The 19,820-nt window shown below is 70.4% G+C and carries 18 protein-coding genes; 10 read left to right on the top strand and 8 right to left on the bottom strand.

What is annotated here, in order from left to right; translation table 11 throughout:
• Positions 1–226: acetyl-coenzyme A synthetase N-terminal domain-containing protein (locus BMZ92_RS33240; RefSeq protein WP_281245245.1), on the bottom strand; the 226-nt coding region annotated here is incomplete at its 3' end.
• Positions 227–473: 247 nt separating this feature from the next.
• Here BMZ92_RS33240 and BMZ92_RS33235 point away from each other — a divergent pair.
• Both BMZ92_RS33235 and BMZ92_RS33230 read left to right on the top strand, forming a co-directional pair.
• Complete coding sequence (locus BMZ92_RS33235; RefSeq protein WP_091515907.1) at positions 474–968, top strand: phosphoribosyltransferase; 495 nt, start codon at positions 474–476, stop codon at positions 966–968.
• Complete coding sequence (locus BMZ92_RS33230) at positions 965–1,690, top strand: Fic family protein (protein ID WP_091515903.1); 726 nt, start codon at positions 965–967, stop codon at positions 1,688–1,690. Before BMZ92_RS33235 ends, BMZ92_RS33230 begins: the two co-directional genes overlap by 4 nt.
• 721 nt (positions 1,691–2,411) lie before the next feature.
• On the opposite strand, the gene BMZ92_RS33225 is transcribed toward BMZ92_RS33230, so the two are convergent.
• The 6 genes from BMZ92_RS33225 to BMZ92_RS33200 all read right to left on the bottom strand — a co-directional run bounded on the left by BMZ92_RS33225 (position 2,412) and on the right by BMZ92_RS33200 (position 10,772).
• Positions 2,412–3,341, bottom strand: a complete 930-nt coding sequence (locus tag BMZ92_RS33225; RefSeq protein WP_091515899.1) for an N-acetylmuramic acid 6-phosphate etherase — start codon at positions 3,339–3,341, stop codon at positions 2,412–2,414.
• A gap of 20 nt (positions 3,342–3,361) precedes the next feature.
• Complete coding sequence (locus BMZ92_RS33220; RefSeq protein WP_177228982.1) at positions 3,362–4,354, bottom strand: MurR/RpiR family transcriptional regulator; 993 nt, start codon at positions 4,352–4,354, stop codon at positions 3,362–3,364.
• A gap of 253 nt (positions 4,355–4,607) precedes the next feature.
• Entirely contained in the window at positions 4,608–6,353 is a 1,746-nt protein-coding gene (locus BMZ92_RS33215; protein WP_091515896.1) for a serine hydrolase domain-containing protein, read from the bottom strand.
• Positions 6,354–6,360: 7 nt separating this feature from the next.
• Entirely contained in the window at positions 6,361–7,599 is a 1,239-nt protein-coding gene (locus tag BMZ92_RS33210; protein ID WP_091515944.1) for an exo-beta-N-acetylmuramidase NamZ family protein, read from the bottom strand.
• The gene (locus BMZ92_RS33205; protein ID WP_245783405.1) at positions 7,596–9,392 is read right to left on the bottom strand and encodes a glycoside hydrolase family 3 protein; all 1,797 of its coding nucleotides are present in this window, start codon (positions 9,390–9,392) and stop codon (positions 7,596–7,598) included. Before BMZ92_RS33205 ends, BMZ92_RS33210 begins: the two co-directional genes overlap by 4 nt.
• A 549-nt stretch (positions 9,393–9,941) precedes the next feature.
• A complete protein-coding gene (locus tag BMZ92_RS33200; protein WP_091515891.1) occupies positions 9,942–10,772 on the bottom strand; it encodes an HAD family hydrolase in 831 nt (276 codons plus the stop codon).
• 455 nt (positions 10,773–11,227) lie between these two features.
• On the opposite strand from BMZ92_RS33200, the gene ssd reads away from it, so the two are divergent.
• From ssd to BMZ92_RS33160, 8 genes are all read left to right on the top strand, one after another.
• Positions 11,228–12,298, top strand: coding sequence for a septum site-determining protein Ssd (gene ssd, locus BMZ92_RS33195; protein WP_091515888.1), 1,071 nt, complete (start codon positions 11,228–11,230; stop codon positions 12,296–12,298).
• A complete protein-coding gene (locus tag BMZ92_RS33190) occupies positions 12,295–13,503 on the top strand; it encodes a TadA family conjugal transfer-associated ATPase (protein ID WP_091515886.1) in 1,209 nt (402 codons plus the stop codon). Before ssd ends, BMZ92_RS33190 begins: the two co-directional genes overlap by 4 nt.
• Positions 13,491–14,264: a type II secretion system F family protein gene (locus BMZ92_RS33185; protein ID WP_091515883.1), complete on the top strand. Its 774-nt coding sequence runs from the start codon at positions 13,491–13,493 to the stop codon at positions 14,262–14,264. Before BMZ92_RS33190 ends, BMZ92_RS33185 begins: the two co-directional genes overlap by 13 nt.
• A gap of 131 nt (positions 14,265–14,395) precedes the next feature.
• Positions 14,396–14,821: a type II secretion system F family protein gene (locus BMZ92_RS33180; RefSeq protein WP_425425887.1), complete on the top strand. Its 426-nt coding sequence runs from the start codon at positions 14,396–14,398 to the stop codon at positions 14,819–14,821.
• Positions 14,822–14,860: 39 nt separating this feature from the next.
• Positions 14,861–15,088: a DUF4244 domain-containing protein gene (locus tag BMZ92_RS33175; protein WP_091515878.1), complete on the top strand. Its 228-nt coding sequence runs from the start codon at positions 14,861–14,863 to the stop codon at positions 15,086–15,088.
• Positions 15,088–15,456, top strand: coding sequence for a TadE family type IV pilus minor pilin (locus tag BMZ92_RS33170; RefSeq protein ID WP_091515876.1), 369 nt, complete (start codon positions 15,088–15,090; stop codon positions 15,454–15,456). The genes BMZ92_RS33175 and BMZ92_RS33170 overlap by 1 nt, the downstream gene beginning before the upstream one ends.
• Positions 15,443–15,781, top strand: coding sequence for an Rv3654c family TadE-like protein (locus BMZ92_RS33165; protein ID WP_091515874.1), 339 nt, complete (start codon positions 15,443–15,445; stop codon positions 15,779–15,781). Before BMZ92_RS33170 ends, BMZ92_RS33165 begins: the two co-directional genes overlap by 14 nt.
• A gap of 350 nt (positions 15,782–16,131) precedes the next feature.
• Positions 16,132–16,755 (top strand): bifunctional DNA primase/polymerase, encoded by a 624-nt coding sequence (locus tag BMZ92_RS33160; protein ID WP_091515872.1) that lies wholly within the window; start codon positions 16,132–16,134, stop codon positions 16,753–16,755.
• Here BMZ92_RS33160 and BMZ92_RS33155 read toward each other — a convergent pair.
• Complete coding sequence (locus BMZ92_RS33155) at positions 16,725–19,670, bottom strand: DEAD/DEAH box helicase (RefSeq protein WP_177228981.1); 2,946 nt, start codon at positions 19,668–19,670, stop codon at positions 16,725–16,727. The two genes, BMZ92_RS33160 and BMZ92_RS33155, sit on opposite strands and share 31 nt — an antisense overlap.
• Between the last annotated feature and the right edge of the window lie 150 nt (positions 19,671–19,820).

The raw sequence follows: 19,820 nt of genomic DNA, 5'->3' as shown, positions 1-19,820 counted from the left end.
CCACGAACCACTTCGCGAACGGGGCACCGGACCAGTCCAGCACCCGGGACCACTTCGTGTCCCACGTCAACCGCTCCGCCTGCTCCGCCCAGAACGCTTCCCGGTCGGCGTCCCCACGCTCGTACCACTCGGCGGTGGCGTTCGCCTGCGCGGCGAACTCCGCACTCGGGGGGAATGTCCGGTTCTCCGTGAGCAGGTTGGACAATCCGGGGGACTGCTCTGTCATGGTGCACGGCCTCCTGAAGTTACGGATCTGTGGCTGACGCCGGAAGCACGGTAGCGACGTTAGTACGCAGCGCGAAAGGGTGCAGCCGAGCAGGCCGCGCGACCTGCTCTTTCGCCCCTGGTTCACGCCCATCCTCGCACGCCTGCCACCGCAAGTGGCCGTGCTGAAACAGTGCTTTCGGCATTGTGCGGCAGGCCATTCTGCCGGGACATATGCTCGCGGTGATCGGTGGCCGCGAGGAGGGCGAATGGCGGAGCGGGAAGAGCTGACCTGGGAGTTGTTCGGGTCGGCCAGCAAGGAGCTGGCGCAGGCGATCGCGGACAGCGGGTACGAGCCCGACCTGATCCTGTCGATCGCGCGCGGCGGGCTGTTCGTCGCCGGTGCGCTGGGCTACGCGCTGGACGTGAAGAACCTGCACGTGATGAACGTGGAGTTCTACACGGGCGTCGACCAGCGGCTCGACCTGCCCGTGATGCTGCCGCCGGTGCCGAACGCGGTCGACCTGGCGGGCGCGAAGGTCCTGGTGGCGGACGACGTGGCGGACACCGGTGCGACGCTGAAGCTGGTGCGTGACTTCTGCGCCGACCACGTCGCCGAGGTGCGCTGCGCGGTGATCTACGAGAAGCCGCACTCGCAGGTGCAGTGCGAGTACGTGTGGCGGCGGACGGACAAGTGGATCAACTTCGCCTGGTCGAAGGAGCCGCCGGTCGTGCGGCGCGAGGGACAGGTGCTGGACGCGTGAGTGATCCACTGGCACCGCTGCTGGAACTCGACGGAGTCGCGGAAGCGGTCAAAGCGGCGCAGGACGCGGTGTTCGCGGTGCACCGCCACCCGGCCAACCTGCGTGGCGGTTCGGCGACGGCGGCCGAAGCGTCGGTGCGGGCGGCCCGCGCCTCGGCCGCGATCGACGGTGCGGACCCGGAAATCCCGGCGGACGCCGCGGTGAAGGACCCGGTGCTCGCCGGGGCGCTGCGGGTGGCGGAGGCGCTGGAGTCGCTGCTGCCGACGTGGCGCCGGGCGCCGGGCCAGGCGCTGGCGCGGATGCACGTACTGGCGGCGGCGGACCTCGTGCAGTCCGCAGACGATCTCGGTCGCCCGCGGCCGGGTGCCGGTGCGCGGCTGGAGTTGCTGTCGCAGCTGGTGACCGGCGCGACTTCGGTGCCCGGCCCGCTGCAGGCGGCCGTCGTGCACGGTGAACTGCTGGCGTTGAGCCCGTTCGGCACGGCCGACGGGGTGATCGCCAGGGCCGCCGCTCGCCTGACGATGGTCGCGACCGGTGCGGACCCGAAGTCGTTGTCCGTGCCCGAGGTGGCTTGCCTGCGGCGCCTGTCCCAGTACCGGGCCGCCGCGGAGGCGTTCGCATCGGGTGAGCCGGACGGGGTGCGCAGCTGGCTCCTGTTCTGCTGCGAGGCGATGGAGAAAGGCGCCCGGGAGGCACGCGGCATCGCCGAAGCCGCGAGTTGACGCCCGGGGTTGGGCTCAGTCGAGGAGAGTCAGCGTCGCTTCCCGTTGCCCACCGGGTTCGTCACGACGGACGTGATGCCCTTGACGGCAGTGATCCATTTCGTCCGGGAATTGGTGGACGAGTGCGGCTTCAACAGAGCCCGCCCGACAACCGTCCGCTTGGCTTTGCCGCCTTTGCGACTGCCCTTGCGTCGGTTTCTCGCCCTGGCTTGATTCTCGGCAGCTGTAGTACCGGGAAGGTAGCGGCCCACACGTTCCCCGAGGTGATGCTTCGGGTGAAGCGTCGCATTCAACTCAAGCGCGACTGACCCGCGGCGACCGCTCACCTTTTCACCGGCGAGATTCCGTTGTCCATCACCCAGACAGTGGCAACACACCGCTTCTGCGCAATAGTGTCCGCACTTCGGGCAATCCCACATTCGCGCCACGCAAACCCCCAGGCCATGTGCAAGCTGGTTGTGCTGATCCAGTCGCACGGGAGTTGACAGCCGTTACGCATCTTCGTTTGGAAGGTACAGCGAAATCCAGGGACGAGGAGGGCGCTTTCGCGGCAGACACCGATCGCCTCAAGAAGTGCCCTGACGCGGTAGCTTGCGCCACCCGGCCCCCATGTTCAAGAGCGGTTTCAGTACGGGTTCCGCCCCCATCCGCCGCCGTACGCGAGCGTGATCGAGAAAGCGCTTTCCGGGACCGCGACCCGCGAGCCGCGGTCCGGGAAGTGCTACGCCGAGCAGGCCGCGCAGGCGTCGACCGCTTCGCGGACGTGGCCACCGCTCGCCGCGAGCATCGCGGTCGCCGTGGGGGCGTCCACTCCGCACAGCAGGTGCATCAGCGCCACCTTGAGATCACCGTCCGCCTGGGCGAGTGCGTCGGCGCATTCGCGTTCGCCCGCGCCCGTCGCCTCCCGGAGGATGCGCAGCGTCCGGCCGCGCAGCTTCGCGTTCGTGGCGCGCATGCTCACCATCAGGTTCGAATACGTCCGGCCGAGCTTCACCATCGTCGCCGTCGAAAACGCCGTGAGGATCTGCTTCTGCGCCGTCCCCGCCTTCATCCGCGTGGAACCGGCGATCACCTCAGGCCCGGTGTCGACCGCGATCAGCACTTCCACCCCGGCAGGGCGCATCGCCCGCGGGTTGCCGGACACGAGCGCGGTGTGCGCACCTTTGCGGTGCGCGGCGAGCAACGCGCCCAGCACGTACGGGGTGCGCCCGGACGCGGTCAGCCCGAGCACGAAATCACCCGGCTCGACCGACGCCGAAAGCTCCTCGGCGCCTGCCTTCGCGTCGTCCTCGGCGTTCTCCACCGCGCGCTGCAGCGCCTGCGCGCCACCGGCGTGGTGCGCGACGAACCAGTCCTCCGGCACGTTGTAGGTCGGCACGAGTTCGGCGGCGTCCAGGACGGCGAGCCGCCCTGACGTACCAGCGCCGACGTAGTGCACGCGGTGCCCGTTCCGCAGCGCCTCCACCGCGTAGTCCACGGCGTCCGCGAGTTGCGGCAGCACCGCGGCGACGGCTTCGGGCACCCGGCGGTCCTCGGCGTTGATCACGCTGAGGATCTCGCGAGTCGGCAGGCGGTCGATGTCTGTCGTCCGGGGATTGCGTTGCTCGGTCGGGGAATCGACGTGCACTACCTGACTCGGCACCGTCATCATGCGCCTCATTTCAGTTCTGCTCACTTACCGGTTTCACGGGGACGCCTCCTGCCGTCCGGCCGCACGCCGAGCCGGTGCGCGCCGACCGCTTCCCTGGTGGCGTCCAGCGCCTGGGAAGCGGCCTCCATGTGGCGCTGGGCCACACCGATGAACAGGCAGTCGATGACCGTCAGCTGCGCGATGCGGCTCGCGGTCGCGCCGGAACGGAACGTGGTTTCCCGCGCGGCCGTGGTCAGCACGTAGTCCGCGACCTCGGTGATCGGGGAGCGCGGGAAGTTGGTCAGCGCGACGGTGGTGGCACCGTGCTCACGCGCGACCCGCAGTGCCTCGACCGTGTCGGTGGTCGCGCCGGTGTGGGAAACGCCGATCGCGACGTCGCCGGGGCGGAGGACCGCCGCCGAGGTGAGCATGATGTGCGTGTCGGACCACGCGAAGGACACGCGTCCGATGCGGTGCAGCTTCTGCTGCAGGTCGGCCGCGACGAAGGCGCTCGCGCCCACGCCGTAGACGTCCACGCGGCCGGCCTCGGCGAGCGCCTCGATCACGTGCTCGAGCGTCGCGATGTCGAGCTGGTCGGCGGTCTCCTCGACGGCACGGGCATCGGCGAAGCTGACCTTGCCGACGACCGCGGCGAGGTCGTCGTCCACGCCGATCTCCCCGCCCAGGTTCCTGGTCGACCGCGCCTCGGTCCGGGCGGTGTCGGCAGCGAGAGCGATGCGTAACTGCGGGTAACCACCGACGCCGACGGCCTTGCAGAATCGGGTGACTGTGGTTTCGCTCGTGTTCGCCGCGAGCGCGACCTCGGTGATGCTCCGGCGGGCCACGGCCGACGGGTCGTCGAGCACGACCTTCGCCACCCGCTGCTCGGCACGGGCCAAACCGGGCAGAAGCGACCGAATCCGCACCAACGGGCTGCTTTCAGGCTCTCTGCCTGCGGGAATCGCTTCCGTCGGTGCCGACGCGGTTACGGAATCGGTACCCGACTCCGTGGGAAAGTTACCAACCGTAGGCATTTGAGACAAGGCTACCCACATCCTTCGGGATGATCGCAACTCGCCCGCCCCTGCACGGCCGAGCTGCGCTGACTCAGTTGCCCAGAAAGTCGCCAACCAGGTCAAAGTTGTTAACGTCGAGTTGTTAACGACTTGGCAACTTGTTGTGGTTCCCGAAACAGCCGACGATCGTCGGTAGCCCGCCCGTTCGTCCAGTGCTAGAGGACGCCCGGCCGCATGGTAAGCCGCTTCCGGCTCGAAATCCCGATCTCGGCTAGCGTGAGTTTCGCACCCAGCCGATCGCTGAGAGTGACGTAGAGCGCGCTTCGTCATCCAACAGAGTGCTGTTGTTGCTGGTTATTCGGACACCGTCCACAGCGACGCCCCGGCCGGTGTAGGAGGTGTCCGTGGTGTAGCGCCAGCGAAGAATCACCCGGGCGGACGCCGGTACTTCTGCCGTCACCCGCCACCAAGATCGATGCCCGTGTCCGCTCAAAGACGTGACCGTGCCGGGCGGAGCGCCACGACCAGCGGCGTGTAACGGCACCGCTTGCCATGTAACGCCGTCTTCGCTGGCCTCCAGAACGAGCGGATCCGTGGCTTCGGTGTCGACGAAGGCGTCGAATTCGACCCGCGTCGCGCCAGGGGGCTGTAACACCGGTGTCGTCAGGGTGCCGGTGCTCGAATTGCCCAGACCGCTGAACCACGCCTCCGGCCCGTGCACGGGCTCGACCGCCATCGCCTTGGCGAGCGCCGTCGCCCAGGTCTCGCGGGCCAGGTTGATCGACCCCCAGTTCCGCGAGGGGTGCACCCGGTTGGTCAACAGGATCGCGATCGACCGCGACTCCGGATCCAGCACGAACGTCGTCCCGGTGAACCCGGTGTGCCCCGCCGTCACCGGCGAGGACAAGGCGCCCATGTAGAACATCTGGTCCAGCTCGAACCCGAGGCCGTGCTCGTTCCCCGGGAAGGCCTGGTTGTGGTTCGTCAGCATCTGCTGCACGGTCTCCGGGCGCAGGATGCGCGCATCCCGGTAGCTGCCGCCGTTGAGGATCGCCTGTCCGAGCACCGCCATGTCCCCTGCGGTGGAGAAGATGCCGGCGTGCCCGGACACGCCCCCGAGTGCCCACGCGTTCTCGTCGTGGACCTGCCCCCGCACGAGGCCACGCGGCGGGTTCGTCTCGTACTCGGTCGCGGCTATCCGGTCGAGCTTGCTCGCCGGCGGGTTGTAACCGGTGTCGGTCATGCCCAGCGGCTGCGTGATGCGGTCGTGCACCACCTTGTCCAGCGGCGAACCCGTGAGCTGCTCGACCAGGAACCCCAGCGTCATCAGGTTGATGTCGGAGTACAGGTACGCGGTACCGGGCGGGTGCACGAGCGGGCTGTCGAGCACCGCCTTCCGGCGCGCGGGGATGTCGGCGTACCCCTGCCAGAGCGAAGGACTGGGGTCGGCGTCGAGCCCGGACGTGTGGGTCAGCAGCTGCTGCACCGTGACGTCCTGCTTGCCGTTCGCCGCGAACTCGGGCAGGTAACGCGCCACCGGCGCGGAGAGGTCGACCTGACCGGACTCGACCAGCTGCATCACGGCGATCGACGTGAAGAGCTTGGTGATCGACGCCATGTCGAAGATCGTGTCGGGGCGCATCGGCACCTGTTGTGCGGCAGGAAGTTCGGTGCCCGCGGCGTCGGCGTAGCGCAACGCCTGCCCCGTCGCGTACTGGTCGACGATCACCCCGTCGTGCGCCAGGAGCCCCACGGCGCCGGAGAAGCGCGGATGCCCTGTCTCGCGATCGCTTTGCGTCCAGTTCTCCAGGAACTGCTCGGCCGCGTGGATCGGGGCCCCGTCGAGACCGACCTCCGCGGGCGCACCCGGCCGCAAGACGGTGTTGGCGGGCGCGAAGCCCTGCTGCGGCCGGTCGAACCGGCCCACCCACGGCTGGTGCACCTCGGCGATGGCGCTCGCTCCTGGCAGGGTCAGGGCCGCGACGAACAGCGCGACCACGAGTTTGCCGATACGCATGACAACCTCACCAGTAGATCAAGTAGGGCCGTCGGCGGCTCACGAACCCCGCCAGCTCGGCCTGCCACGACCCGACGACCTCGTCCACCCCGGCACCCGCGTCGATCATCGTGCGCAGCCGGCCGGAGCCGGACAGCTTGTCGATCGCCAGGTCCGGCCGCCAGCCGAACAGGTCGGGGTGCAGCTTCTTCGCGGTCACCAGCATCGCCACGGCTGTGCGGATGGCGTCGAACGAGTGCGGCTCGGTGACCGTCAGCTGTACGCCCCCACAGGTCTCGTTGACGAACTTGCCGAACGTGGGCACGAAGTAGGTCTCGCGGAACTCGACGCCAGGCAGGTGCAACGCGGAAAGAGCGTCCCGCCACCGCCAGTCGACGCCCGGCGCACCGATGATCTCGAACGGACGGGTGGTGCCGCGTCCTTCGGAGAACAGGGTGCCCTCGAACAGGCAGAGCCCGGGGTACACGAGCGCGGTGTCCGGGGTGGGCATGTTCGGGCTCGGCGGGATCCACTTGAGCCCTGTCTGGCCGAACAGCATGTCGCGCCGCCACCCGCGAACCCCCACGACCTCCAGGTCGAGGTCCGCGGACGGCAGGAATTCACCGGTGAAGAACCGGGCGAGCTCACCGACCGTCATCCCGTGCTGCTGCACGATCGGCTGCAGGCCCACCCCGGAAGCGAACCGGGGATCGAGCATCGGCCCGAGCGCCGTGCCGCCGACCGGGTTCGGCCGGTCGAGGACGACGAAGGTGGCGCCGACGCGAGCCGCGGCGACCATCGCCGTGTACATGGACCAGATGTAGGTGTAGAAGCGGGCACCCACATCGGCGATGTCGAAGACGATCGTGTCCACCTCGGCCTTGGTGAACATCGCCGCGAGGCTGTCCGCGCTGGCGCCGTACGCGTCGTACACCGGGATTCCCGTGCGGGGGTCGGTGTAGTTGCCCTCCGAACCACCTGCCTGGGCGCTGCCCCGGAAGCCGTGCTCGGGACCGAAAGCCGCGGCCGGACGGACTCCCGCCGCAACCATCGAGTCGACGATGTGGGTGAAGTCGGCCAGCACGCCTGTGGGATTGGACAGCACCCCGACCTTGCGGCCCGCGAACCTGCGCCAGCCCTGTGCCGCGAGCTGATCGGCGGCCGGGACCACCCCGGGCGGAACGGCTTCGGCGATCGCCGAACCCCCGGCGAGCAACGGGGTCGCGACGGCACCTGCCGCGAGGAACCCGCGACGGTTGAGGCTCACCACGTCAGCCCCGTCCCGAAGGGGTACAGGACGGTCCGCCCGTCACTGCCCGCCGGGATCGACACCGGCAGCTTGCCCTGCGGCGAGATCTTCCCGAGCAGCACCATGGCCAGCGAACGCATCGTGACGTCGCGCCAGTCATACGTCGCCACCCACGTCGGCACGTCGGCATAACCCGGGTCGTACGGCTCCTGGACGGTGACCGCGACGACGGGTTTGCCGGTAGCCAGCAGACTCCGGACCAGATCCTGTTGCGCCGTCGACGTCCGCAGCCCGTTCGTCAGGACCACCACCGTGTCGGACCGCTGCGCCGCGGAGACCGCCTCGTCGATCTGGCTCGCCGTCGGGCTCGCACCCGTGGACACCGCCGTGCCGCCGAGCTCCTTCGCCAGGGTGGCGACCGGTTCCGCCGGATAACCGGGATAGCTCGGGTTGTTCCAGCCCGCGACCAGGATCCGGCCCGGGTTCTTGAGCGGCAACAGCCCGGCGTCGTTGCGCAGGACGGTCGTGGTGCGGTCGGTCAGCTGCTGGATCGCCGCCAGGTGCTCGGGTGTGCCGACCGTGCGGTTCACCGCCCGCTCGTTGACCAGTGGCTTGGCGAGGATGCCGCGCTTGATCTTGAGTTCCAGGATGCGCAGCACGCTCTGGTCGATGCGCTGCTCGGTGAGCCTGCCGCTCCTGACCGCGTCGAGCACGCCGTTGATCGCGACCCCGAGGTCCGGCGGCATCAGCATCTGGTCCACGCCCGCTTCGAGCGCCAGCACGGGGATCTCCGAGTCGGGGTGCAGCTGCCGGACGCCCGCCATCTGCAGCGAGTCGGTGACCACCACACCCTGGTAACCGAGTTCGTTCCGCAGGATGCCGGTCATGATCGGCTTCGACAGCGTGGCCGGCTCTCCCGACGGGTCGAGGCTCGGCACCGTGATGTGGGCGGTCATGATCACGTCGATACCCGACTTGATGGCCGCCTGGAACGGCGGCAGGTCGATCTGCCGCCACTGCTGCTCCGTGCGGCTGATCACCGGCAGGCCCGTGTGGCTGTCCGTCGCCGCGTCACCGTGCCCGGGGAAGTGCTTGGCCGCGGAGGACACGGTCTGCGTCGCGGGCCCGGCGTCCTGGTACCCCTCGACCTCGGCGGCGACGAGCTCTCCGGTCAGCGCGGGGTCCGCCGAGAACGAGCGGGACCCGATGATCGGGTTGAGCGGGTTCGAGTTCACGTCGGCGTCCGGCGCGAAATCCTGGTTGATCCCCATGGCACGCAGTTCGTGCCCGTTGATCGCGGCGAGCCGCCTGGCGTCCTCGGCGCTGCGGCCCGCGCCGACCGCCATGTTCGCCGGGTACTCCGTTGCCGGCGCGGCGATCCGCGTGACGCGGCCGCCCTCCTGGTCGATCGAGACGATCAGGGGCAGGCGCGCTCCGGAGGACAGGGCCGCGCGCTGCAGGCCGTTGGACAGCTTCGCGACCTGGACGGGGTCGTCGACGTTGTCCGTACCCGCGTTGTTGAAGTAGATGACCCCGCCGGGGTGGTAGCGCTCGACCACCTGGGCCGGGGTGTCGACGCCGTACTTCGTGCGGTTGCCGGGGTCGGCCTGGTCCGCGGACTTGCCCCACACGTCGGCGACGAAGAGCTGCCCGACCTTCTCCTCGAGACTCATCCCCCGCAGCAAGGCAGCGGCCTGCCGGTCGACACCCGGAACCCCCGGTTGCGCACCCGCCTGTCCGGCGGCACCGACCCCGGTCACGACGAGCAGACCGGCGACGAGCGCGGCGAGCGCATGGTTCCTCCGGATCACGAACGGCCTCCCTCCAGTGCCGGCCACCGCGGAAATAATTCCACCGGAAGCGGCCGGTACGGGGAAGCTACTCACTCGCCGGGACGCAGGTCAACGCTCGTATGTCTTTCGGCGTACGCCGTTTCGGGGTAAGGGGTTCGGCCCCGACCCGGCGTTCCTGCGGTGCGGCGGCGTGCGGAACGCCGGGCGTCGGGGAACCACCCCCCGAACGTGCGCGGGCGCCGCCGGCGGTGAGGCCGGCGGCGCCCGCCGGCGCGGACCACTCGGGTGACCAAGCGTGCAACTCGTGTCGTACCTACGTGGACTCGGCGTCCGGCGTCCCGGCACGCAGTCCCTCGACGACAAGCCTCCCGCGGCGCGCTGCGCGTGGGTGCCCGGAGGTCCGCGCACGGAGATCTTTCGGGGTGGATCGGGGCTCATCTTCGTCCCGTTCCCTGGCCGACAAGATGTCCGCACTCACTTTGTACCCAGTGATGGCGGTCACTTCAAGGGGTCTGTCGAGTGCACCGGTACAGAGACTCGATTCGGTGATGAGAGCACGCTGAGCGACTATTCTGGACTGCCGCCGCGCTTGCGCCGGGCCAGTCCGTACCAGGTCACGCCGGCCGCGGCCATCGCTCCCAGGCCGACTCCGACGGCGAGTGTCGTGGCGGACGGCGCGGGGATGCGGTTCCGCAGGGAAACCGGGTTGTCGAAGGTCAGGATCGGCCAGTTCCGTTCGGTCGCGAGCCGTCGCAGCGCGCGATCCGGGTTCACCGCGAACGGGTTGCCGACGACCTCCAGCATGGGCACGTCCGTGCTCGAGTCCGTGTACGCGAAGCAGCGCGACAGGTCGTAGCCGTGATCCGCGGCCAGCTGCTTCGCCGCGACGGCCTTTTGCTCGCCGTAGCAATAGAAATCGACCTGACCCGAGTACCGGCCGTCGACGACCTCCATCCTCGTCGCGACGCTGCGGGTGGCGCCGATCATGTCCGCGATGGGCGTGACGACCTCCTCGCCCGCGGCGGACAGCACGATCACGTCGTGCCCCTGCGCCTTGTGCGACGCGATCAGCTCGGCGGCCTCCTCGTACACGAGCGGATCGACGATGTCGTGCAGCGTCTCGTTCACGATCGCGCGAACCTGGGCCACGTCCCAGCCCGTGCAGAGCGCCGAGATCTCCGCGCGCATCCGCTCCGTCCTGCCCTCGTCCGCGCCGGACAGCGAGAAGACGAGCTGTGCGTACGCGCTCTTCAGCGCGGCTCGCCTGCTGATGAGGCCCTGCCGCATCAGCGGTTTGCTGAAGGCGAGCGCGCTGGACGACGCGATGATCGTCTTGTCGAGGTCGAAGAAGGCCGCGACGGGGCCTGTGCTCGCCGGCGAGCTGGTCGGTTCTGCCACCCGTTCAGGATAGAAGCTTTCCGCCAGCGCGCCGGTGAGGTGACGACGGGTGCTTGCCCCGGCGGGTGAATCCGTTACCCCGCTTGGAAAACGTTTGCTGGTGACGTTATCGAATTGTGGGTCTGCCGAAAGGCGCTCGGGCGCTGGTCCCGGAGTTACAGTGGGGCGACCGGTGATCCACCGGCTTGGTTCAGCCCGACCCCCCGGGGCTGAACCCCCGGCGACCCCCGCCCCTCCCCCCTGGCGGGGGTCGCCTCTTCCCTGGTCGGGACACTCCTGTTGATTTCGCCCATCAGTGCGAATCCTGTGCGGGGTGAATCACGATCCAGCGAGTTGTCCACAACACCCCGGTTGTCCACAGCCTGCCCAACTCCTTCTTGTCCTTCCCCGCTCCGCCGGGCAAGGCTGTTCCCAACTCGATTTCCTTCCCGTGAACCGCTTTCCTGGGGGTAGCGATGACCGACGTCCGTCCGCTCGTGATCGTGTCCGACGAGGCACTGCTCGACGAAGTCCTGCGGCTCGCCGCCGCGGTGGGGTGCGCCGTCGAGCGCGCACCGGACCTGGCTTCGGCGGGCGCCGCGTGGGCGAGGGCGCCGTTGGTGCTCATCGACGAGGAGGTCGTGGAAGGCGAGGTCGGATTGCCCCCGCGGGCGAAGGTCTTCCTCGTCACGAAGGGCGAACCGAGCAAAAGTACCTGGGCGAGTGCTTTCGCGGCCGGAGTGGAGGAGGTGCTGTCCCTGCCCGATGCCGAGCCGGTACTCGTCGGTGCGCTGGCCGACGTCGCGGAGGGGCCGGGTGTGCCGGGTGGTTGCGTGGTGGGTGTGATCGGCGGTCGCGGTGGTGCGGGCGCTTCGGTGTTCGCCTCGGCGCTCGGCATGGCTGCCGGGCAGGACGGTGCGCTGCTGGTCGACTGTGACCAGCTGGGTGGCGGGCTCGATCTCGTGCTCGCGGCGGACGCGGCGGAAGGCGCACGTTGGCCCGCGCTGTGCTTCGACGGCGGCCGCGTTCCCATCGAGGCGCTGCGCTCGGCGTTGCCCGAGCACCGGCATCGGCTCGGGCGGTTCCCCTTCGTCTCCTGTGACCGCAAGGGTGATGGGCCGACGAGCCAGGCCGTGGCGTCCGTTGTGGACGCAGGTCGCCGCGCGGGGATGGCGGTGGTCTGCGATCTGCCACGGCACCTGAACGCGGCGGGCAGGGCCGCCGTCCAGCGGGCGGATCTGATCGCACTCGTGGTGCCTGCCGAGGTGCGGGCGTGTGCGGCCGCGCGGCGTGTGGTCGAGGGACTGGGCGTGGACAAGGTACGGCTCGTGGTCCGCGGTCCCGCGCCGGACGGGCTCATGCCGCAGGACGCGGCCGAGCACATCGGCATTCCCCTGTTGACGTCGATGGCCCCGGAGCGGTACCTCGACCGTCACTTGGAACGCGGGGAGTTCGTGCCTCGTCCGCGGAGCCCGCTGATCACCGCCGCCCGGATCGTGCTCGCGGCGGCACGCCAATGGGCTCGCCCGCACGAGGTGGCGGCGTGAAGGGGGAGTTGCTGGAGCGCGTCCGTCTCCGGCTCGCGGGCAGCGGCGCCCCGACGGACCCGATGGCGCTCGCGGAAGCCGTGCGTGCGGAGGCCGGCCGTCCGGTCGGCCACGGGGAAGTGCTCGACGCGCTCCGGGTGCTTCGCCACGAGTTCACCGGAGTCGGCCCGCTGGAGTCCTTGCTCAGCGAAGGAAGCACCACCGACGTGCTCGTGACAGCGCCTGACGAGGTGTGGGCGGACGGCCCGGAAGGCTTGCGGCGCACGGATATCCGGTTTCCCGACGAGGAAGCTGTTCGCAGGCTGGCACAACGGCTGGCGCTCGCGGCGGGCCGGAGGCTCGACGACGCGCAGCCCTATGTGGACGGTTGGCTGCCCGGCAGCGGGCCACGCGGACGGGTCCGCCTGCACGCTGTGCTACCGCCCGTGGCGGCGGATGGCACGTGCATCTCGCTCCGGGTCCTGCGGCCCGCGGTGCACGACCTCGAGACACTGAGGACGCTCGGCACCTTCGACACCGCGGGCGCCGCACTAGTCAAAGCCGTCGTCGACACCCGGCTGGCGTTCCTGGTCACCGGCGCGACCGGGGCGGGCAAGAGCACGCTGCTGGCGGCCATGCTCGGCGCCGTCGCGCCGCAGGAGCGCATCGTTTCCGTCGAGGACGCGGGCGAGTTGCAGCCGGAACACCCGCAATTCGTCCGTCTGATCGCCCGTCCGCCCAACATCGAGGGCGCCGGTGAGATAACCCTGCGCGATCTCGTGCGGCAGGCGCTGCGCATGCGGCCGGATCGGCTGGTGGTCGGCGAGGTCCGCGGACGTGAAGTCTGTGAGTTGCTCAACGCGCTCAACACGGGCCATGAAGGGGGCGCGTGCACCGTACACGCGAACTCTCCGTCGGAGGTGCCCGCTCGCCTCGAAGCGTTGGCGGCACTGGGAGGTCTGTCCCGCGATGCCCTGCACAGCCAGCTCGCCGCGGCCGTGCAGGTGGTCCTGCACATGCGCCGGGACGGTGCCGGCAGGCGCCTGGCCGAAATCGGGGTTCTGACCCGGGAAGACAACGGCGATGTCCGCGTACTGCCGGTTTGGTCGAACGGCAGCTGGACGAAGCGCCGAGTTCTCCTGACCAGCCTGCTGAAAGGCCGCGGAGTCCGCTTCTGCCAGGGCGGGCTCCTCCAGGAAGCGGAGGGGGAGTCATGCCGGACGTGATGCTGGTTTGTGTGGCCGCCGCCCTTTTGCTGTGGCCCGCGATCAGACCGCCCAAAGCTCGCCTTGCCGCGCTCACGCGCGTCGAGCCGCGTCGGCGCTCCGCCACTCTGGATCGACGCTGGTTGGTGGCACTTGCGGTGGTGCCGGTCGTCGCGCTGTCGGGGCCTGTGGGCGGCGTGGGAGCGGCATTGCTGGTGCTGGCCGTGCACTGCCACCGGAAGGCGCGGAAGCGATTCCGGGCCGAGGTGACGACCGCGAATTCAATGGCAGAAGCGCTCCAGGCCCTCGTGGCCGAGCTCCGCAGCGGTGTCTCGGCGGTCACCGCTGCCGAGCGAGCTGCCCGCGATGCTCCGGCCCCGGTCGCGCCGGCGTTGCGTGCGCTGGCTGTCTCGGCGCGGTTCGCCGTCGACCTTCCTCGGGGCGCGGAACCGCACGACCAGGTCGCACAAGCCTGGACGCTCAGCCGGCGGCACGGGCTGCCGCTCGCCGAGTTGCTCGACGCCGTCCGGCGGGACGTCGTCGCCCAGGCCCGCTTCATGACGAGAGCCGACGCGAACATGGCTGGGCCACGAGCCAGCGCCGTCGTACTCGCGATCCTGCCCGTGGTCGGGGTGCTGCTCGGAGAGGCGATCGGAGCGCATCCCCTGCACGTCCTCGTCGCCACCCCGCCGGGGCAGGTCGTCCTCATGCTCGGCTCGGTACTGCTCCTGGCCGGGGTCGTCTGGAGCGAGCGTCTGACGAGGCTTGGAGTGGCGCGATGAACAGCGCGAGTCTCGCCCTCGTGGCCGCTGCCCTGCTGGTACTGCCCGCACGGAGGAAGTACACGTCGTCTCTCGGCCGCCGCCCGAAGCCTTCGAGTCTTCCTCGACTGCGGAAGCGCCGGTCCAGGCCCGTGTGCCTCGCAGGAACGTGGGACCTGTTCGCCGCCTGTCTGCGTGCGGGGCTGCCGATTCCGACGGCGTTGTCCGCGGTCACCGGAGATCTGACTGGTCCCGACGCCGACGCTCTGCGAGCGACCGCGAACCTGTTGCGCCTCGGTGCCTCTCCCGCCGAAGCATGGGCGCCGGCGCGAGCCGGTCCGGGCACCGCGGAGCTCGCGAGAGCAGCTGAGCGCACGGCGCGCTCGGGAAGTGCGCTCGCGGATGTCGCGGAAGAACTGGCGGACCGGCTCCGGGCCGCACTGGTTGACGAGGCGGAGGCCAAGGCCCAGCGAGCCGGGGTGCTCATCGCCGGGCCGCTCGCGCTGTGTTTCCTCCCCGCCTTCCTCTGCTTCGGGGTGGCACCGGTCGTACTCGGGCTCGTAAGCCAGTTCACCTGAACCAACCGCTACTCGAACAACTACGGAAAGGACCCAGGCATGTACTGGCAGGCAACCGGGCGTCACAGCCAGCGCAAGATCCGCTGGTGGCGTCGCTGGCTCCGCCCCTTCACGAAGGCGGACGACGGGATGAGCACCGTCGAATACGCGATCGGCACCGTGGCCGCGGCGGCGATAGCGGCAGTCCTCTACAGCATCCTGAGCGGTGACACGGTGGTCTCGATCCTGACCAACCTGATCATGAGTTCGCTGTCGTTGAAGACCTGATGACCGGAACGGCGACTCATGAGCGGGATCGTGGCGCTGTCACCGTCGAGGCAGCGATCGCTCTCACCGCGCTGACGCTCGTGTTCGGTTTGCTGCTCGCCGGCCTCGTCGCGGTGGTCGGGCAAGTGCGGTGCACCGACGCGGCAGGTGAGGCGGCTCGTCTCGCTGCCCGAGGAGACCGGACCGGCGCCGAGATGGCCGCGGCGCGGATCGCCCCCGTGGGAGCGCGGATCACCATCGAGGCGACGGGAGAGGAGGTCGTGGTCGAGGTGGCGGCCGAACCGATCGGCGGCCTGCTTCCCGGCGTCCACCTGCGGGGGCGCGCTTACGCACTGCTCGAGCCTGGAGTTCCCGATGCTCCGGGATGACAGGGGCGTGGCGACGGTCTGGACGGCGGTGGCCACCACCGCGCTGGTGGCCACCGCGGGGCTGCTGTTCTCGCTCGGCTCGGTGATCGTGACCCGGCACCAGGCCGCCGCGGCCGCGGATCTCGCGGCGCTCGCCGCGGCGGGACGCGCCGAACAAGGCGATCTCGCGTGCCAGGCCGCGGAGGCCGTGAGCAGGCGGATGGGGGTCCGGCTCGTCGTCTGCCGTTTCGAGGAGTGGGATGCGCTCGTCGAAGTGGAGGCCGACGTACCGGGCGCCTGGGGAAGCCTTTCGGCGCGGGCGAGGGCGGGACCGGCGGCGCGATGAGCGGCATCTGCCGCGGCGAACGGAATCACCGCGGCAGCGGATGGACGGTCGGTCCCGAGCGGCGAGCGGTCGGGTGGCCGAACGGGACGAGTGGTGGTCGAGGGCGTGAAACCCCTTGTAGGGCAAGGAAGAAGTGTGTGATGGCTCACGATCGGGGGACAAGCCTCGATGCCGTTGGTCGTCGCGCGGTGATCGACAGCGGGCCTTCAGCGCGGGCGGTGGTGCGACGTTCACTCGTCGTTCCGGAGCGGCCGGTTGTCGAGCGCCCACTTCCGGCACTCTGCAAATTGCCGTTTATTGAGATCAGAAAGCCACCGCGGGCGGTGGAGCGAACGAGGAGTTGTTGACGGATGTTGGACACGGATTGGTCGGATAGCTGGCGGGACGCGTTCCGCATCGAGCTGCGTGCCGAGGCGATCGGACTCGCCTGGCACGGGTGGCCGGTGCTGCCCGGCACGGTTCCGGCGAACGAGGCCGGTGCCGAGGCGTGGTCGGGACCGGTGCCGGTGCACCACGACTGGGCCGACCGGCTCGGCGCCCACCCGGGCGAGGTCGCGCAGTGGTGGAGCGGCAACCCGTACAGCCTGCTGGTCGGCACGGGCTTGGTGCTGGACGCGGTCGAGGTCGACGTCGAGCTGGGCAAGCGCGCCGCGCGTCTGCTCCGCGCGACCGGTCACCCCGCGCCGATCGTCGCGACGCCGGACGGTCGCTGGCTGTTCCTGACCACGGTGGCAGGCAACCTCCCCGAGCAGCTCGCCACCAGCGGTGAGGTGCGGTGGCACGGTGAGGGCAGCTGGATCCCGCTGCCGCCCACCCCGTTCCAGCACGGTGTCGTGCACTGGCGCGTCCGGCCCGACGTGTGGAGCTGGCGTCTGCCGGAGGCCGATGTCGTGCACTCGGTCCTCATCCGCGCTCTCGACCAGTCCGCTGCCGCGGACCGGGCTCAGCTCGTCGCGGCGGTGTCCGCGGCCTGAACCTCCACGTGGCCGTACCGGCTCCCGTGCTGACGCACCGCCCCGAGCACGGTGTCCAGTACAGCCACCGCCCCCGCCTTGTCCAGTGGGTCGTTGCCGTTCCCGCACTTCGGTGACTGCACACAGGACGGGCATCCCGCCGGGCACTCGCAGGAGACAATGGCCTCCCGCGTAGCGGCCAGCCAAGGGACCAGAGCGGCAAAACCGCGATCGGCGAATCCCGCGCCTCCGGGATGGCCATCATGCACGAACACCGTCGCCTCCCCGGTGTCAGCGTGCAGCGCGGTCGACACCCCGCCGATGTCCCAGCGGTCGCACGTAGCGAAGAGCGGTAGCAGGCCGATCGCCGCGTGCTCGGCGGCATGCAGGGCGCCGGGGATGCGCGCGGGCTCCAGCCCAGCGCCCCCCGGCGTCCTGCCACTTCCCCCGCCAGTCCTCACCGGAGGCGCCCCGGTCTCGGCCGGATCCCCGCCGTTCCCCGCCGAACGCGCGCCGGTTCCGATAGGACGCTCGCCGGTTCCCGTCAGCCGCTCGCCGGTCTCGGCCGGGTCCGTGCCCGCAGCGACCGCAGGTACGCCGTCCTCCGCCGCGAGTCCGCCGATTCCCGCCGAACGTCGGTTGGCTTCAACCGCACGGGCGCCGCTCCCGGCCGGAGTTTCACCGCTGCCGGGCAAAGCCCCGTCGCTCCGGGCGGCGGCCCCGCCGCGCCCAGCCGCAGCCTCGCCGCTCCTGGCCTCGCCGACCCCGTCGGCGAGCCTCGCGGCCACCCCAGCACGCACCTCCCCAGCCGCCACCGCCCGTCGCGCCTCGGCTCCCGCCACCGGCCGTCCCGCCTCCCCAGCCGCCACCGGCCGCTGGGCCTCGGCTTCCGCCGCCGGCCGTCCCGCCGTCGGCCGCCGGGCCTCGGCTCCCGCCGCCGGCCGCTGGGCCTCGGCTCCCGCCACCGCCCTTCCCGCCTCGGGCTCGGCCGCCATCCGGGCGCCCTCGAGGAGCTCATCCGAGATCGTGTACCAGACCGCGCGGGTTTCCAGGCGCTGGGCGGGCAGGTCGAGCGCCACCTGGTCCAGGATTTCCCCAGAAGGACGGCGGCGCAGGTAACCCACCACCTGCGAAGTCACCGCCACGTCGCCCAAGCAGACCGTTACGCCGCCGTAGTCCACCCGCTCCTGCACGGCCAGGACGCTGATGTCCGCCAGCTCGCGCGCCGACGTCGTCCACTCCGGGTCCTCCGCGTGCACCAACGCCACCCCGGCCTCGAGATCCAGCTCGTCCACCACGTACGACGACCCCTGGTGCAGGTACACCGCCCCCGGGTGCACCGTCGCGCACGCCGAACCCGGGTCGACCGTGCCCAGCAACCGCGACGTGTCCGCCTCGACCACCGCGATCTGGTCCCCACCGGACCCACGGATGTCGACCTCGTACTGCGGCCTGTCCCGCGACGTCCAGTACCAGCCGCTCGGTCGCCGGCGCAGCACCTTGTCCGCCACCAGCGCGTCCAGGACGCCTCGCGCCGCGTCCCCGCCGAACGTGTCCAGCTCCTGCGCCGTCAGCGGCAACTCTGCCGCCGCACACGCCAGCTGCGGCGCCAGCACGTACGGGTTCGCGGGATCCAGCACCGCCGTCTCCACCGGGCGCTCCAGGATCGCCGCCGGGTGGTGCACCAGGTACGTGTCCAGCGGATCGTCGCGCGCGACGAAGACCACCAGCGCTTCGTCACCCGACCGGCCCGCGCGACCCGCCTGCTGCCAGAACGACGCGAGCGTGCCCGGATAACCCGCCAGCACCACCGCGTCCAGCCCCGCGATGTCCACACCCAGCTCCAGCGCGTTCGTCGTCGCCACGCCCAGCAGCTCACCGGACAGCAACGCGCGCTCCAGCTTCCGGCGCTCCTCCGGCAGAAAACCCGCGCGGTACGCCGCGACCTGCTCCGCCAACGTCGGGTCCACTTCGGACAGAATCCGCCGCGCACCCAGCGCCGTCAGCTCCGCGCCGCGCCGCGACCGCACGAAAGCCAGCGTGCGTGCGCCCTCCACCACCAGCTCCGCCAGGATCCGCCCCGCCTCGGCCCCCGCGGACCGGCGCACCGGCGCCCCGTTCTCCCCCGAAAAGTCCTCCAGCAGCGGCGGTTCCCACAACGCGACCGTCCGCGCCCCACGCGGCGACGCGTCCTCCGTCACCGCCTCGCATTCCTGCCCGATCAGGCGTGACGCGAACTCCGCGGGCGAAGCCGTCGTCGCGGACGCCAGCACGAACACCGGCGACGACCCGTAATACCGCGCCACCCGCTGCAGCCGCCGCAACAACAACGCCACGTGCGACCCGAATACGCCGCGATAGCCGTGGCACTCGTCGACGACGACGTACTTCAGCTTCCGGAACAACCGCGACCACCGCGCGTGCGAGGCGAGGATGCCGCGGTGCAGCATGTCCGGGTTCGTGAACACCCACCGCGCGTGCGCCCGCACCCAGTCCCGCTCCGCCATCGGCGTGTCCCCGTCATAGGACGCCGCCCGCACTCCCGCGATTTCCAGCTCCGACACCGAACGCAACTGGTCGGCACCCAGCGCCTTCGTCGGCGACAAGTAGAGCGCGCACGCCTTCTCGTCCTCGACCAGGTCCGACAGCACCGGCAGCTGGTACGCCAGCGACTTGCCCGACGCCGTGCCGGTCGAGATCACGACGTTGCGGCCCGCGTGCGCGAGGGACGCGGCCTCGATCTGGTGCGCCCACGGCTGGTCCACCCCGCACTTGCGGAGCGCGGCGACCACGTCCGCGTCGGCCCACTCGGGCCAGTCCACGCAGCGGGCCCGCCGAGCCGGCTGCTCGGCCACGTGCGTCACCGGGTTCGCCGACTCCGGGATCCCCGCCGTGACCCGGCCCAGCAACCGGCGGGCGCGCTCGATCTCCGCCACGAATCCAGGATCGCACACGTGTACGACAGCCCCGCCGCATCACGCGTTGATCATGAACAGTGAGCAGACTCACATGCACGCAGCGTGTTCATTGCGGGACGCCCTGACCGTGGCGAAGTCACTACCAATACACTCCGGCAAACCGACACC

The organism is Amycolatopsis sacchari, from assembly GCF_900114035.1.
Lineage (GTDB): Bacteria > Actinomycetota > Actinomycetes > Mycobacteriales > Pseudonocardiaceae > Amycolatopsis_E > Amycolatopsis_E sacchari.
The sequence above is the reverse complement of the archived record's forward strand: the minus strand, read 5'-3'. Positions and strand labels throughout refer to the sequence as shown.

Coding starts and splice junctions, on each gene's coding strand:
- BMZ92_RS33235 (WP_091515907.1), top strand. CDS start 474: ATGGCGGAGCGGGAAGAGCTGACCTGGGAGTTGTTCGGGTCGGCCAGC.
- BMZ92_RS33225 (WP_091515899.1), bottom strand. CDS start 3,341: ATGATGACGGTGCCGAGTCAGGTAGTGCACGTCGATTCCCCGACCGAG.
- ssd (WP_091515888.1), top strand. CDS start 11,228: ATGACCGACGTCCGTCCGCTCGTGATCGTGTCCGACGAGGCACTGCTC.
- BMZ92_RS33185 (WP_091515883.1), top strand. CDS start 13,491: ATGCCGGACGTGATGCTGGTTTGTGTGGCCGCCGCCCTTTTGCTGTGG.
- BMZ92_RS33165 (WP_091515874.1), top strand. CDS start 15,443: ATGCTCCGGGATGACAGGGGCGTGGCGACGGTCTGGACGGCGGTGGCC.
- BMZ92_RS33160 (WP_091515872.1), top strand. CDS start 16,132: ATGTTGGACACGGATTGGTCGGATAGCTGGCGGGACGCGTTCCGCATC.
- BMZ92_RS33220 (WP_177228982.1), bottom strand. CDS start 4,354: ATGCCTACGGTTGGTAACTTTCCCACGGAGTCGGGTACCGATTCCGTA.
- BMZ92_RS33215 (WP_091515896.1), bottom strand. CDS start 6,353: ATGCGTATCGGCAAACTCGTGGTCGCGCTGTTCGTCGCGGCCCTGACC.
- BMZ92_RS33175 (WP_091515878.1), top strand. CDS start 14,861: ATGTACTGGCAGGCAACCGGGCGTCACAGCCAGCGCAAGATCCGCTGG.
- BMZ92_RS33170 (WP_091515876.1), top strand. CDS start 15,088: ATGACCGGAACGGCGACTCATGAGCGGGATCGTGGCGCTGTCACCGTC.